Source organism: Microcoleus sp. S28C3 (genome assembly GCF_036700785.1).
GTDB lineage: Bacteria > Cyanobacteriota > Cyanobacteriia > Cyanobacteriales > Microcoleaceae > Microcoleus > Microcoleus asticus.
This window is the reverse complement of record NZ_JAUBPO010000043.1, coordinates 31,200-48,763: the sequence shown is the minus strand read 5'-3', so window position 1 is coordinate 48,763 and position 17,564 is coordinate 31,200. Positions and strand designations below refer to the sequence as shown.

Genomic DNA, 17,564 nt, shown 5'->3' with positions numbered 1-17,564 from the left:
GCTAATTATACATTTTATTTGTTTGGTCTGAGGAAAATAGAACTACGAGATCCCCAAGAGACAGACTCTACCGCTCTTATTTTTTATTTTAAAAAATTTATCTATCAAGATAGTCTTATCCTTTCACTGGCAACAAAATTGTAAACTCCGTTCCTTCTCCCAATACAGAATTTACCTCGATTGTACCGCCGTGTTTCTCAACCACAATTTGACGAGCGATCGCCAATCCCAAACCAGTGCCTTTCCCCACTGCTTTCGTAGTAAATAAGTGATCGAATATTTTTTGTTTGACTGATTCATTCATCCCCCAACCATTATCAGCAATAATAATTTTCACGCGGTTATCAACTAAGGAGGTTTGAATGGTAATGCGGTTGGGATTAGCCTTGATTTGGGCAAAACTTCGACCAGTATTTGATTCATCCAACGCATCGATCGCATTGGCGAGAATGTTAATAAATACCTGGTTAAGCTGTCCGGGGAAACATTCAATCGCCGGAATATTGCCGTAGTCTGTCACTACTTCAATGGCAGGCCGCTCATCCGAAGCTTTCAATCGATATTTAAGAATTAAAATCGTGCTATCGATGCCCTCGTGGATGTTAAAAGCAACTTTGTAGTCTTTGTCAGCTCTAGAAAACGTGCGCAGTGAAGTGCTGATACCTTTGATGCGATCGCAGCCCAATTGCATGGAATCCATCATTTTGGGCAAGTCTTCGATGATATAGTCTAAATCAATCTCGACCGCATGATCGCCAATGTTGGCAGCAGATGCTTGGCTGCGATACAAATCTAGATGTTCAGTTAAGTCTTGAACGGTGGATTTGGCTTCATATAAATTGCCGGAAATAAAGCCTATGGGGTTATTAATTTCATGGGCAACGCCAGCAACTAAGTTTCCCAATGCTGACATCTTTTCGCTTTGAATCATTTGCAATTGGGTTTGCTGCAAGTCATGTAGGGCTTGTTCTAATTCTTGAGATTTTTGGATAATGCCGGCTTCGGCACGTTTGCGATCGCTAATATCCAACAATAATCCATCCCAAACCACACTTCCATCCGCGTGTTGTTCAACTCGAGCTTCAGCGTGAATCCACTTGACAATCCCTGATGGTGTAATAATTCGTCCTGACCACTCCAAAGGAGTCAATGTTTGTATTGAGTCCAGAAGCGACTGCTCGTAACTGGCAGCATCATTTGGATGTACCATCTCCGTGAAAAAGAGCACATTGGCGATCGCCTGTTCTGGCGTGGTTTCCAACAAGTCGTAACACTCAGCACTGATGTAGGTCAGATATCTGCTTCGATAGGGAGTCCAGCAGGCTTGATAAACAACACCAGGAACATTATCTACAAGTTTCTCAAAGCGAGAGTTACTCTCACTCAATTTAGCGAATGACTGCTCTAGCTGTTGGGCATAGGTTTGTGACTGCTCGTAAAGTCGGGCATTTTCCAGGGAAATTGCCGCTTGAGCGCATAACAGATTGAGCAGTTCGACGCGATCGCTAGTAAAAGCTCCAGTGACTAAGTTATTTTCTAGATATAAAATGCCGATTAACTTGCCTTGATGCAAAATCGGGCTGCACAAGATACTCTTAGGTTTGTGTTGCTGAATGTAAGAGTCATTAATTAATTGCGGATACACGGTGGCATTAAAAATCACCGCAGGTTTTAAGCTGCGTTTGACAGTATTAATTAAGCCAATTGGTACATTCTGTGACTCTTCAACCGGCTGTGGATTAGTCAGCATTGAAGAAAAATCAACTTTAGCATTCTGATTGTTATCTAAGCTTAGCCTTGCTAATGCTCGAATCAGTAAATTATTTGACTCCTTCAGCATTAATACACACTTATCGGCTCCCGCATTTTCAATAACGATATGCAGCAACGATGAAAGCAGTTTTTCCAATTCGATTTCGCCAGAAAGAGTTTGAGAAGCTTTCATAATGGCAGCTAAATCTAAAGCCACAGAGATATTGCTACTGCTGGAAGTAGCGGAACTGGTGGATGAGACACTCCATAATCTAAAAATAGTTTCATTCGTGGAGAAGGTAGAACGGGTTTGCTGTAATATGGGAGCGAGCAGTTGGGGATAGCGTTTTTCTAAGTCAACAATTTTGGCGGTCGCTCCCCAACGAGCGTAGCAATAGTAGGCTTCCTGCATATAAGCTGCGGCAACTTTTTCTTTGTTCCAGTCGAGGTAGAATTTTGCTGCTAGCTCATTGCCGAGTGCTTCTACTTGGATATAGCCGTTGGTTTTGGCTCCAGCAATAGCGCGATCGTAAGACTCAGCCACTTGCCAAGTTTGACTGAACTTGCTGGCTTTTTTTGCTTCTACTAGCTCATATTTATGTAGAAAATTTTCAGGGGCATGATTAACCCAAATCTTCATTTTTTGCTGGTTAGCATCCACTATTTTCAAGCATTCAATCTGTTGATTTTCCTCCAATTCCCGATATTGAGCTAGCAAAGAAAGTGAATAGTAGAAGTTATGTTCGCTGACAGCAAGTAATCCCGGTGCATTGCCAAGATAAGATCCTGCTAGTTTCAGGTAATTAATTGCTGCTTGATATTTACCGATCGAGTACGAAAACAAACCTCTAAGGACATACAAAATAAAAAGAGGAGTAAAACTTTTATTGCCAATCAGGTCAGACTCTAATTGTTCAGACTCTTGAAAATATTCAGGCAATTCAAACTTACTAAAGTCATTTTCCTGCAAGTTCAAAATAGTCAGGCGACCGATCTGAAGAATCGTTGTCGCATATTGATGCTTGAGTTGGGTGAGGATTTGTAAATAATCGTCAACTTTCTTCTCTAGTTCTGGCAAATGCACGCCCAGAAACAACAGACTCACGCAATGATGAATAATTGAATATCCCCCATTCTCTATATCTCCAGTTTCTAAGCCACTAGAAAATCCCTGCACGCCAATTGCTAAATCTATATTTTCTCGCGCAGGTTTTTTCCAGTGTCGGATGCAGTTTCCAAAGATGTTGCAAACCTTAGCAGTGTATGCTTTAGCACCCAGTTTTTCTAATATATCTAACGACATTTGACCCAATTGATAGCCCCGATCGATATCCTCCATGCTCGCACAAAGGATCATCCCATAAAGACAATAACCATAGGGTGAATACTTTGAATTACCATATTGAATGGAGAGATAAACCAAGGTGTTAATAATTTCCATCAGTAATTCAGGTCGTTGCGCGTAAGCTGGAGCAGTTAAGGCAATTAAGACCTCCATTGCTGCTTCCTTCTGTGGATCGGCCATCAGAGGAAGATTGCTTAGTTTTTCAACTTCAAGTTGCTGCTTTTGAGGTGGATTTACTTCTAAACTTACGTTAAGTTCTTGCAGACAAGACAGCCCAACTTCGATCGCTTGATTAAACTGAGATTGCACGTTATACAACTGTAATTGAACGCGATACACGGGTACGCGGTCTAAGATTGAAGCTGATTTTTTGAGGGTAATATCAATCAATTCTTCAGCTTGCTTGTAGTTGCAATTGAGATATTCAGCTTCCGAAATACTTGTATAGAGATGATGTGTCAGTGCGTAGTTAGTCTCCCAACTCTCACTCGATAACAGCGTCTTACCTGTATTTAAATACTTGAGTGCTGCTTCGTAAGCAGTAGCAGCCTTGGCTTTTTCACCTGCCTTTAAGTTGAGTCGGGCAATCAATTCCCGTTCTGATTCTTCTTGGAGTAAATTCACCCCATAATTAATCTGATTGAGGATGGTAAAAATCTTCTCTTCGAGATTTTCAGAGGCGGTATTTTCTAATAAGAGACGACCAACTTTTAAGTGAGTCATCTGCTTTTGCTGTTCGGGAATCAAACAGTATGCTGCTTGCTGAATCCGATCGTGTAAAAACTTATAGAAACATTGTTGGGTGTTGGGGGTTGAATGTTGAGTGTCGAGTTCCAAGTTTTGATAAAACTTGTAGATTTCGCTCTGGGGTAAAATTAGTCCTTCTTGCAAGGCTTTCCACAACACTGTCGCGGTTTCTATTTCCGATTGTTCGGAAACAATTGCTAGTGTTGCTAAATCAAACTGGTTGCCAATGCAAGCGGCTAGCTTTAAAATGTTTTGCGTTGCGGTCGGTAACTTTTGTAGCTGTACTGCCATGAATTCCACTACATCATCGGTGAGTGCAAGCGATCGCACTTGCGCTACATCACACTGCCAGGAACTTATCTCCCAGTCAAATGTAATCAGCCCATCCTCATATAACGCCTTCAAAAATTGCGTCGTAAAAAACGGATTGCCCTTGGCTTTTTGATAGACTAGCTCTGTTAAAGGCAGTGCCAGTTCGATCGCACAACTAAAAGTGTCTGCAATCATAAGATTCACGTCAGATTGACTTAACGGAGTCAGCGCGAGCGTGTTGACAATTGCCTTTGTTTTTTCGATTTCCTCCAACGCCAGCATCAGCGGATGGGCTGGAAAAACTTCGTTATCGCGGTAAGCACCAATAATGAATAGATAGCCCCCCTCTGCTTGACTCATCAACAACTTCATCAAACTGAGGGATGCTGAATCTGCCCACTGTAAATCGTCCAAAAACATCACCAGTGGATGCTCTGGCGTGGCAAACACTTCAATGAATTTCACAAACAGTAGATTGAAGCGATTCTGTGCCGCACTAGCAGCAAGTTCGATCGCCGCTGGTTGTTGACCAATAATTTCTTCTAGTTCGGGAATTACATCGATCAAAACTTGCCCGTTTTCCCCCAAAGCAGACAGAATTTTGGCTTTCCACTGTTCTAACTCAGCATCGCTTTCACTCAGCAGTTGCCCCATCAGATCGCGGAATGCTTGTACTAATCCCGAAAACGGGATATTGCGTTGAAACTGATCGTATTTGCCTTTGATGAAGTAGCCTTTCGATCGCACGATGGGCTTATACACTTCATTGACAATTGCTGTTTTGCCAATCCCCGAAAAGCCAGTTACTAGCATTAGCTCAGATGAGCCATTGGCGACTCGTCCAAATGCTTGGAGTAGGGTTTCTATTTCCGCTTCTCGTCCATAAAGTTTGTCGGGGATAAGAAAGCGATCGCACAGATCCCGTCGCCCAATTTCAAAGTATTTAATCTGACCACTTTCTTGAAGTTGAGTTAAACAATTTTCTAAATCAAATTTTATTCCTAACGCACTTTGATATCTATTTTCAGCATTTTTGGCAATCAATTTATTAACAATTTCTGAGAGGACAGGAGGAATTTTTGAATTAATTTCATGAACTAATGGCGATGCTTTGGCAATATGACAATGGACGATTTCCATTGGGTCATTGGAGTCAAAAGGTAATTCTCCGGTGAGTAATTCGTAGAAAGTGATTCCTAAAGAATAAAAGTCAGTCCGATAGTCAATTCCCCGATTCATTCGACCTGTTTGTTCTGGAGAAATATAAGCCAGTGTCCCTTCTAACCCATTGGGATTGAGTAGTGTTTGTGTTTCTCTAGGTAGCAATGATGAGATACTAAAGTCAATTAATTTGATTTCTTTCGTTTCCGGATTGATGAGAATATTACTGGGTTTGATGTCTTTATGAATGATGCGTTCGCGATACAGTATATCTAAGGTATTGCAGAGGGCGATCGCGATCTGTAAAAACTCCCTCAAAGAGAGTCGTTTTTTTGCTTTCAATGCCCATTCTTGAAGAGAAATCCCACCAAAATCTTCCATGACTAACACATAGCCCTTTTGGTATACTTCTAGGCTATAAGTTTGAATAATCAGAGGTGAATTAAGATTTTTAGCAATCGTGTATTGATTGCGAAACTGTACCAGTTCGCTAAAGGTGGGATAGTTGTTTTTTAGGAGTTTAACGATCGCAGGTAATTGGTCTGATGTACGGATAGCTCGATATACTAAAGTCCGACTTCCTGAATAAACGGTTTCAAGAATTTGATAGTTAGGAATTTGAACGGTTGTGGGATAGTTGGTGTTTTGGTTACAGTTATTCATGACCGTTTTTATTTAATAATTGATGTGAGTCATGGGTTAAATGAGTCTGGATGCTAGGGAAAATTAACGAATTTATTATGCCTTGAGAGGTAAAGTGATGATAAATTCAGTTTCTTCTTCTAGTATCGAGTTAACGTGGATGGAACCGCCATGTTTTTCTGTAACGATTTGTTGAGCGATCGCCAATCCTAACCCCGTGCCTTTCCCTACAGCTTTCGTTGTAAATAAATGGTCAAAAATCTTTTGTTTGACTGATTCACTCATCCCTTGACCATTATCAGCAATGGTGATTTTTACCTCTTGATTGTCCGCGGAGGTTATAATTTTAATCCGATTAGGGTTAGTCTTGATTTGGGCAAAAGTCCGCCCAATATTTGATTCTTCCAGTGCATCGATCGCATTGGCCATAATGTTCATAAACACCTGGTTAAGCTGTCCGGGAAAGCATTCGATCTCGGGAATATTGCCGTAGTCTTTCACTACTTCAATGGCGGGTCGCCGATCGTTGGCTTTCAATCGATATTTGAGAATTAAGATCGTGCTGTCGAGGCCAGAGTGGATATTAAAAGGAACTTTGTAGTCTTTGTCAGCGCGAGAAAAGGTGCGGAGTGAAGTGCTGATATCTTTGATGCGATCGCATCCCAATTGCATCGAGTCAATGATGTTCGGTAAATCTTCGATGATATAGTCTAAATCGATATCTTCGGCATGGTCGGCAATCTCTGTTTCTAGGGCGCGAGATCGATAGAGATTGAGATGCTCCACTAAGTCTTTAACTGTGGATTTAGCTTCATTCAAATTGCCAGTTAGGAAGCCGACAGGGTTATTAATTTCATGAGCAACGCCAGCAACTAAGTTACCCAAAGCCGACATTTTTTCGCTTTGAACCATTTGCAATTGAGTTTGCTGCAAATCATGCAAGGCTTGCTCTAGCTGTTGAGCAGAGGTTTGTGACTGCTGATAAAGTCGGGCATTTTCTAGGGAGATAGCAGCTTGAGCGCAAAGTAGGTTCAGGAGTTCGACGCGATCGCTTGTAAATGCCCCCGGCGCTAAATTATTTTCTAGATATAAAATGCCCAGCAATTTCCCTTGATGCAAAATCGGGCTGCACAAGATACTCTGAGGCTGCTGACGAATAATATAAGGGTCATGGGCCAAAGTCGGATCGATCGTGGCATCAAACAGCACAACAGTCTGCTTGTTGTGCTTGACTTTGTAAATCAGCCTCAGAGGAATGTCGTGGCTATCATCAACCAGAAGGTGCTGGAATACGACTGGCTTTGACCCCTCAGTAATTGACCCTTCGATTAGTAGACGATCGTCTTGCAAGAGCATGAACCAACATTTATCAGCCCCCGCATTTTCGATGACAATAGAAAGCAACGATGAAAGCAGTTTTTCAAATTCAATTTCGCCGGAGATAGTTTGAGAAGCTTTAAGAATGGCAGCTAAATCTAGAGTTTCAGAGGCACTGCTACTGTGGGAAGTCGGGTAATTGGTAGAAGTAACACTCCCCAATGTGAAGATAGTTTCGTTCGCTGACAGGGGAGAACGGGTTTGCTGGAGGATGGGAGCAAGCAGTTGGGGATAGCGTTTTTCAAGGTCAGCAACTTTGGCTTTCGCACCCCAACGCGCGTAGCAGTAATATGCTTCTTGCATATATGCTTGGGCGAGTTTTTCTTTCCCCCCATTGAGGTAAAATTTGGCGGCAAGTTCATTCGCTAGTGCTTCTTCTTGGATAAATGCGTTTTCTTTTGCAGAGGCTATAGCGCGATCGTAGTAATCCATTGCTTCATACATCTGCCCCAACACCCGATACTGTTCTGCTTCCACCAAATAAAATTTGTGTAAATGGTTTGTGGGTGCATGGTGTGCCCATTTTTTGAGTTTTTTCTGGTTGCTAATAACTTCCTGGGGAAGGGATTGGCGAAAGCCGCCGAAGGCATCGTATTGTCTACTTTGAGCGTTGGGTAATATAGCAAGATGGGTCAATGAATCGTAAAAGTGAAACACCGGAACCTTAAAACAGCCGGATATTCCGCTCAAATATTGTTTGGCATCAACTGCCACTTTAATTGCTTGCTCCCACTCATTAAACAAGTAACAAAGAATTAATTTATTGATATATAGTGTTCCCATTGCGTAAAGATCGTTAGCCTTCTGATGCAAGGGCAACATGATGTGTTCGTCATAGATTACACCTTGAATTTCCCAAGGACACTTGCTCTGACCGAGCAAATTTAAGACGGATTGATAAAAGACTCTAAGATAGTTATGAGCGACTTCCTGTTTGAGTTGAGCTAATGCCTGATTGTAAACCTTCATCTCTGGTTCTAGGATTGACAAATTTTTTCCTAGAAAAAAGGACAGCGAGCAGTAATTGTAGGCACAGTAAGCAGCATATTCTAAAGTACCCATCTCCAGACCGCTGTGGTATCCGTCCAGTAAAGGAGCAAGTGAATCTTGAATATGATATTTCCAAGGCTTTACAAACGGATAAACCATGTTAATAGTGCTGGCTTTAAATTCTCTACTCTCAAAGCGTGATAGTAGTTCCATTGCCAGTTGACCAACGCGATTACCTAAATCTATTTCCCCAAGATCGCACAAAATTACTCCATACCAAGCATAAGCCTGCGCTGATACAGCAGCATTACCATATTCAACTGATAAGCTAACTTGCTTGCAGACGATTAACGGCAGTAGTTTTGGAATCGCTTGATAGACTGCTGCTGTCACGGTTCCTAAAATTCGCATCACTGCCAGAGATTGAAGGTCAATCATCTCAGGTAGTGCCAACAAATCTTGTAAATCTTTTCCTTTTAATACATCTTGAGCCTGTTGCAAACTTTGATTGATCTCTGCGTCAGTGGGCTGCTCTGGAAACGATATTCCAAATAATTTTAAAGCAGAAAGAGCGGTTTTAATAGCTTTGGGCTGTTGGCTCTGGGCTACCTCAGCTAAAATTGTCACTTCATAGACCTTAACTTTGTCTAGTAATTGACGAGCATTTTGTACTACCCGCTCGACTATCTGTTCCATTTGTCTAAACTCACCGCTTAGACAAGCTACTTCTGCGGCTAAATCATGTAGAGCCAAGGTTATATCATAGTATTGTTGCCAACAACTTCCTGTGAGAAGTTGTATGCCTTTAGTGGTGTATTCAATTGCTGCGATGTAAGCGGTTGCAGATTTCGCTTTTTGTGCAGCAGCTAAATTTAGCTTTGCTAATTCCTCGCGTTCTGTTTCTGAGACAATTAAATCTGCTCCTTTGTTTAATTGATTGACAATCTCAAAGATTTTTTCCTCTTTTTCTGTCTTGCTCATTACACTTAAAAGCAATTGCCCAATTTTTAAGTGCGTCAGTTGTTTTTGCTCGTCGGGAATCAGCGAATAAGCAGCTTGCTGTACTCGGTCATGTAAAAAATTGTATATAACTTTCTGAGAATTTTGTTGAGGAACTGCTTGATTTTCTGGCCCTACATAAAACTTATAAACATCACCAACTGGTAAAATCAACCCTTCTTGTAATGCTTTCCACAAAGCAGCAGCCGTCTCAATTTGGGATTGTTGCGAAACAATTGCCAATGTTGCTAAATCAAATTGATTGCCAATACAAGCAGCTAACTGCAACATCTGTTGAGTTGAAGGCGGTAGCTTTCCTAATTGCAATGCCATAAAGACAACAACATCATCTGTAACCGCAAGCTGATTTACTTGTACAATGTCACATTCCCAGCCCCCTTGTACCCCCCTCTGTTCTCCCTTGGTAAGGGAGGTGGGGGATAGAGAGGGATAGTTAAATTGAATTAGTCGCTCTTGATGTAAGGCTTTGAGAAATTGCGTAGCAAAAAATGGATTTCCTTTGGTTTTCTGAAATATCAGTTGAGAAAGAGGCCATGTCAAACTTTCGGTCGATTTCAGGGTATCAGCTACTAACTGATTTACTTTTCTTGGGCTTAGTGGTGCTAAATTAATCGTATTAATCGTTGCTTGGCTTTTTTGAATCTCACTCAATGTCAACATTAATGGATGTGCTGGATTGACTTCGTTATCGCGGTATGCACCTATTAATAAAAGATGACCTGTATCAGCCATTAAAAGCTGCATTAATTTCAGCGATGCCGAATCTGCCCACTGTAAATCATCTAAAAATATCACTAATGGATGTTCTAAGGTGGTAAAAATTTGGGTGAATTTTTGAAACAATAAATTAAATCTATTTTGTGCTGCAGTTCCTGATAATTCTATCACAGGTAGTTGTTGACCTATAATTATTTCTAGTTCGGGGATGACTTCAATAAATATCTGCCCATTTTCTCCAACTGCTGATAATATTTGGTTTTTCCAGTGCAGAATCTGTGCATCACTTTCGGTTAACAATTGCCCAATTAAATCTCGGAAGGCTTGCACAAATGCACTCAAGGGAATTTTGCGTTGAAATTGATCGAATTTACCTTTAATAAAATAACCGCGTTGCCGCACAATCGGTTTATGAACTTCCTTGATGACTGCGGTTTTTCCAATTCCAGAAAACCCAGCTACTAGCATCATTTCTACCCCTCTATTTCCCCCCTTAGCAAGGGGGGATTCAGAGGGGTTAGCGATTCGCTCGAATGCTTGTAGTAGAGTTGATACCTCGGTTTCTCTTCCATAAAGTTTATCGGGGATGATGAAGCGATCGCTTACATCTTTTTGAGCAATTTCCAAGGATTCAATTTGACCAATTTCTTGAATTTCAGTAAAACATTTCTCTAAATCAAACTTCACTCCTAATGCACTCTGATAGCGGTCTTCGAGATCTTTTGCCATCAATTTACTAACTATTTTTGATAGTAGAGGCGGGATTTGTGGGTTAATTTCATGTACTAAGGGCGCTGCTTTGGCAATATGACAATGCACCAACTCCATCGGATCGTTTGATTGAAAAGGTAACTCTCCTGTCAGTAATTCGTAGAAGGTAACACCTAGAGAATAAAAATCAGTCCGATAGTCAATCCCCCGATTCATTCGGCCAGTTTGTTCTGGGGAAATGTAAGCTAGTGTTCCTTCTAACACCTTGGGATTGATTAGTGTTTGCGTTTCTCGCGGTAGTAAAGAGGCAATACTAAAGTCGATTAATTTGACTTGTTTGGTGGCGGGATTAATTAAGATATTGCTGGGTTTAATGTCTTTGTGAATGATGCGATGCCGATACAATATATCTAAGGTATTGCAGAGGGATCTCGCGACTTCTAAAAATTCTCTCAAAGATAGTGCGTTTTTCCTTTTGACTGCCCATTCCTGAAGAGAAATTCCCCCAAAGTCTTCCATCACTAACGCACAGCCATTTTCATAGGGTTCCAGGCTATAGGTTTGGACTATCGAAGGTGAATTAAGGTTTTTGGCAATGGTGTATTGATTGCGAAACTGCACGAGTTCGCTAAAGGTGGGATAGTCGTTTTTCAGCAGTTTGATGACCACAGGTAATTGGTCTGATGTACGGACGGCACGATAAACTAAGGTGCGACTTCCTGAATAAACTGTAGAGATAATTTGATAGTTGGGAATTTTAACATTTGTATGAGTGTCGCTATTTTTGTCAAAGTTATTCATGGCTGTTGCTGTTTGATAATTGATGAGCTAGTGGTTGCTTAAATAAGTCTGAAGAAGAGAAAGTCTTAACTTTTTTGTTAGGTGTGAGTGGGTAAGGTGACGATCAATTCAGTTTCTGTTCCCATTATAGATTTAACCTGAAGGGAACCGCTATGTTTTTCGACGACGATTTGACGAGCGATCGCCAATCCCAAACCCGTCCCTTTCCCGACTGCTTTTGTCGTAAATAAATGATCAAATATTTTTTGTTTGACAGATTCTGTCATCCCCCGACCATTATCAGTAATACTAATTTCCACGCCGTTATCTACTAAGGAGGTTTGAATGGTAATGCGGTTGGGATTAGCCTTGATTTCTGCAAAGCTGCGATTTGTATTTGATTCTTCCAGTGCATCGATCGCATTGGCGAGAATGTTCATAAACACCTGGTTAAGCTGTCCGGGGAAGCATTCGATATCGGGAATATTGCCGTAGTCTTTCACTACTTCAATGGCGGGTCGCCGCTCGTTGGCTTTCAATCGATATTTGAGAATTAAGATCGTGCTGTCGAGTCCAGAGTGGATATTAAAAGGAACTTTGTAGTCTTTGTCAGCGCGAGAAAAGGTGCGGAGTGAAGTGCTGATATCTTTGATGCGATCGCAGCCCAATTGCATCGAGTCAATGATGTTGGGTAAATCTTCGATGATATAGTCTAAATCGATATCTTCGGCATGGTCGGCAATCTCTGTTTCTAGGGCGCGAGATCGATAGAGATTGAGATGCTCCACTAAGTCTTTAACTGTAGATTTAGCTTCATTCAAATTGCCGTAAATAAAGCCGACAGGGTTATTAATTTCATGGGCAACGCCTGCTACTAAATTACCCAATGCCGACATCTTTTCGCTTTGAATCATTTGCAATTGGGTTTGTTGCAAGTTTTGTAAAGCTTGTTCTAATTCCTGAGATTTTTGGACGATGGCGGCTTCTGCACGTTTGCGCTCGCTAATATCCAAAAATAATCCATCCCAAACCATAGACCCATCGGCAAGTCTTTGGATTCGATATTCCCCATGAATCCACTTGATAATTCCAGAGGGTGTAATAATTCGTCCTGACCATTGCCATGGAGATATGGCTTGAAAGGCTTGAGTTTGAGACTGTTGATAACTCACGGCATCATCTGGATGCACCATATTGTCGAAAAACTGCCAATTGGACATGGCTTGCTCTGGGGTAATTTCTAGTAAGCTGTAACAGTCGGCACTAATGTAGCTCAACGATATAAACCCATCGGCACTCATGCGATATTGATAAACTACCCCAGGCACATTGTCTACCAGGTTATGGAAGCGAGAGTTACTAACACTCAAGTTTTCGAGCGAGTGCTCTAGCTGTTGGGAATAGGTTTGTGACTGCTGATAAAGTCGGGCATTTTCGATAGAAATTGCTGCTTGAGCGCATAGTAAATTCAGGAGTTCGACGCGATCGCTTGTAAATGCCCCCCTCGCTAAATTATTCTCCAGATATAAAATGCCCAGCAAATTACCTTGATGCAAAATCGGGCTACACAAGATACTATGAGGCTGCTGACGCATGATATACGGGTCATTAGCTAAAGTAGGATCTGCCGTCGCATCAAGCAGCACAACAGTCTGCCTGTTATGCTTGACTTTGTAAATTAGCTTTAAGGGAATATCCTGACTGTCCTCAATGGGAAGGCGTTGCAATACGACTGGCTCCGTTCCCACAGTAATTGACCCTTTAATCAGCAGGCGATCGTCTCGCAAGAGCATTAACACACATTTATCGGCTCCAGCATTTTCGATAACGATAGAAAGCAACGATGAAAGCAGTTTTTCGAGTTCGATTTCGCCTGAGATAGTTTGAGAAGCTTTGAGAATTGCAGCTAAATCTAGGGTATCTGAGACACTACTGCTAGAAGTGGCAGAACTGTTGGATGTGACGGTTCCTACAGCAAAGACAGTTTCGTTGACCGAGAAGGCAGAGCGAGTTTGTTGTAATATGGCAGCCAGCAGTTGGGGATAGCGTTTTTCTAAGTCAGCAACTTTGGCCTTTGCTCCCCAGCGAGCATAGCCGTAATAGGCGTTTGTCATGTATTCCTGGGCAATGCGTTCTTTGCCCCAATCGAGGTAGAACTTGGCAGCCAGTTCATTGGCTAAAGCTGCTTCGTGGATGAACTGGTGTTCAATAGCCAGGGCGATCGCCCGATCGTAATGCTCGGTAGCAGCAACTTTTTCACCCAACACTCGACATCTCTCTGCTTCTACCAGATACCATTTGTGCAAGTAGTTCATTGGGGCATTGTGCGCCCATTGATGCAGAGCCGTTTGATGGCTGGCAACCACAGCAAGCAGCTCGGCTTGCTCAACTTCTGGCTGGGTGGGGAAGACTGCCAGGTGTGTTAGCGCGGCATAAAAATGGAAATTGGGAATAAAAACCATTCCCGATACTCCCATCAAATGGGACTTGACTGGGGTGATGTAGTCCAGGGCAGCCTGATAATTGCCAAAGTAGTAGGCAAGCAGCAGTTTGTAGATGTAGACAATGGCGATCGAGGTAAGATCGTTATCTTGCTGGTGCTTCGGCAGCATCAGCGTCTCATCATAGATAGTGCCAGTTAAGCAATCTGGTTGGCTCACAGTTTCTCTCAAATGCTCCACCGTTTGTCGCACCATGTCCGAATAAATATGCGCCGAATCTTGTTTGATCTGAGCTAGGACAGCATTGTAAGCAGCCAATTCGGATGACAATGCGTCCACCTCTACACCTGCAAACAGCGCATTATAGGCGTAACCTGTTACGTTGTAGCCAGCGTAGAGAAAATCGCCTGTTTCTATGCCAGTGGTGTAGCCATCTTTCAGCGTCGGTAGCGTTGCCAATACCGCTTGCTGGTGATGTTGGATAAAAGCCCCAAATAAGTTGAGAGTGAGGGACTTCATGGACTGAGCATTCAACCTCTCCACCAACGAGAGTGCTAATCTACCAAACTCGTAGCCTGTTTCGACTTCGCCCAAAAAGGCACACAGCACCATGCCATGAAGCCCATATCCTGCCGTCGAGGCGGGGGCATTGCCAAACTGGAGCGACAACTTCACCATCATCGCGCCCAAGAGAGGCAGTAAACCTGGCATTCCCACCAATACGGGTGCAAACAATGCTCCTAATAGTTGCATGGCGGCGATCGCACTGCGATCGCTCATCAGTGGTAAATCAAGCAGTTCTTCAATCCGTCTGCCCTGAAGCTGGCTGGCAACGGCTTGTATAGCTGAGCCAATCAGGGCTTCATCAGGTTCGGTGGGGAGTTCAACTCCCAATTGTCCCAGCACGTCTCTAGCGATAGCGATCGCAGCTAACGCCTGACTCTGAGCCATTTGTGCCGCAATTTGGATTTCGTAAATTTTAACTTTGTCGAAAATGCTCTGTGCTTGCTGCAATACCACTGCGGCTTGCTGTTCCATGCCATCAAAGTCACCATTCAAATAGGCAACTTCCGCAGCCGTAACATACAGATTCAGAGTCAATTCATACTGATGTTGCCAGCAGTTTGCCAGCAGTAACTTAATCCCCGTTTGTAAATAAACCCTTGCTGCGGCGTAAGCTGTAGAATTTCTCGCCTTCACTCCAGCTTGCAAATTCAGTTGTGCTAGCGCTTCTTGCTCGCTCGGTTGTGTGAGTAATGCCCGTCCCCGGTTCAGGTGTCCGACAATATCAAACAGCTTTTCTGCTTGCTCTGAAACCGAGAGCTTTTGCTGAAGTAGCTGTCCAATTTGCAGGTGGGTTGCTTGTTTGTTGTCGTCAGGAATCAGAGAATAGGCGGCTTGTTGGACGCGATCGTGCAGGAAACGGTAGGCTGGATTAACGGTATCCTCTGAGTCAAACTGTTGTGTACCCTGAAAAAACTTGTAAATCTGACTCGTGGGCAAAATCAAGCCTTCCTGCAAGGCTCTCCACAATGCTGTTGCTGCATCAATTGAAGAAAATTCTGAAACTATAGCCAATGTCTCTAAATCAAATTGAGCGCCAATACAGGCAGCAAGTTTGAGGACATTTTGGGTGGCATCGGGCAACTTTTGCAATTGCATTGCCATGAACTCGACTACATCATCAGTAAGCGAGAGCAATTTCACTGCTGCAATATCGCACTGCCAGTGTCCTACAGTGAAGTTATATGCAATGTAGCCATCCTGATGCAAAGCTTTGAGAAATTGAGTAGCAAAGAACGGGTTGCCTTGGGTTTTTTGATACACTAACTCACTCAAAGGTTGTGCTGTGATTGTGGAACAACTGAGGGTGTCGGCAACCAAATGATTGACGTGAGATTGACTTAAAGGAGCCAGGGTTAGAGTGCTGACGGTTGCTGAGTCTTTCTTCATCTCCTCTAATGTCAGCATCAGCGAATGTGCCGGAAAGACTTCGTTATCTCGGTATGCCCCAATCGTTAGCAGATAGCCCATCTCGCTTTGACTCATCAACACCTGCATCAAGCTCAGTGAAGCTGAATCTGCCCACTGCAAGTCATCGAGGAACATTACCAAAGGATGCTCGGCTGTAGCGAACAGGGCTATGAACTTGCCAAATAACAAGTTGAAGCGGTTTAAAGCTGCACTACCAGAGAGTTCTGGGGCTGCTGGCTGTTTGCCGAGAATCTGTTCGAGTTCGGGAATGACATCTATTAAAACTTGCCCATTTTCACCTAAAGCAGATAAGATTTTCTCTTTCCATTGTGCTAGCTGAGTATCGCTTTCACTCAATAGTTGTGACATCAAGTCGCGAAAAGCCTGGACAAAGGCACTGAAGGGGATGTTGCGGTTGAACTGGTCGTATTTACCTTTGATGAAGTAGCCGCGTTGCCGCACAATGGGTTTATGAACTTCGTTGACGACGGCGGTTTTTCCAATCCCTGAAAAGCCTGCAACGAGCATCTGTTCTGTTGCGCCACTACTGACTCTTTCAAAGGCTTGCAGTAAAGTGGCTGCTTCGGTTTCTCGTCCGTAGAGTTTATCGGGGATGATGAAGCGATCGCACAGATCCCTCTGTGCAATTTCAAAGTTTTCAATGTTACCAGTTTCTTGGAGTTGAGTTAAACATTTTTCTAAATCAAACTTCAGTCCTAATGCACTTTGATAGCGAATTTCGGCATTTTTTGCCATCAATTTTGTGACAAATTCTGATAGTAAAGAGGGAATTTCTGAATTAATTTCATGCACTAAGGGCGAGGCTTTGGCAATATGACAATGTACTAATTCCATTGGATCGTTGGATTCAAAAGGTAATTTTCCGGTGAGTAATTCGTAGAAAGTCACACCTAAAGAATAAAAATCAGTTCTGTAGTCAATTCCCCGATTCATTCGGCCTGTTTGTTCTGGGGAAATATAAGCGAGTGTCCCTTCTAAGATATTGGGATTTATCAAAGTTTGCGTTTCTCGCGGTAGCAAGGAGGCGATACTAAAGTCAATTAATTTGACTTGTTTAGTTTCGGGATTAATTAAGATATTACTGGGTTTGATGTCTTTGTGAATGATGCGCTCGCGATACAGTATATCTAAGATATTGCACAGTGCGATCGCCATTTCTAAAAACTCTCTCAAAGAGGGTAGATTTTTCCTTTTCACTCCCCATTCCTGAAGAGAAATTCCCCCAAAGTCTTCCATTACTAACGCATAACCATTGTGATAGGGTGACAGGCTATAAGTTTGGATAATTAAGGGTGAGTTAAGATTTTTAGCAATGGTGTACTGATTGCGAAACTGCACCAGTTCGCTGAAGGTGGGATAGTCATTTTTCAGCAGTTTGATGACGACAGGTAATTGGTCTGATGTACGGACTGCCCGATAAACTAAGGTGCGACTTCCTGAATAAACTCTTTCGATAATTTGATAGTCGAGAATTTGAACTGTTGTCTGAATGTCGCTATTTTTCTCGGAGTTATTCATGGTGATTGTTATTTGATGATTGATGAGTGAGTGGTTGCTTAAATGAGCCTGACTCC

Annotated in this window: 3 protein-coding genes; all 3 read right to left on the bottom strand. The window is 42.5% G+C overall.

Features of this window, described 5'->3' with window-relative positions; translation table 11 throughout:
* Positions 1–115: 115 nt before the first annotated feature.
* On the bottom strand, positions 116–5,980 hold the full coding sequence (locus tag QUA13_RS14790) for an AAA family ATPase (protein WP_333199607.1): 5,865 nt from the start codon (positions 5,978–5,980) through the stop codon (positions 116–118).
* A gap of 75 nt (positions 5,981–6,055) precedes the next feature.
* Complete coding sequence (locus QUA13_RS14785; protein ID WP_333199605.1) at positions 6,056–11,575, bottom strand: protein kinase domain-containing protein; 5,520 nt, start codon at positions 11,573–11,575, stop codon at positions 6,056–6,058.
* A 77-nt stretch (positions 11,576–11,652) separates the two neighbouring features.
* Positions 11,653–17,508 carry an AAA family ATPase gene (locus QUA13_RS14780; RefSeq protein WP_333199603.1) on the bottom strand — a complete coding sequence of 1,952 codons (5,856 nt, stop codon included), beginning with the start codon at positions 17,506–17,508 and terminating at the stop codon, positions 11,653–11,655.
* Positions 17,509–17,564 lie beyond the last annotated feature (56 nt).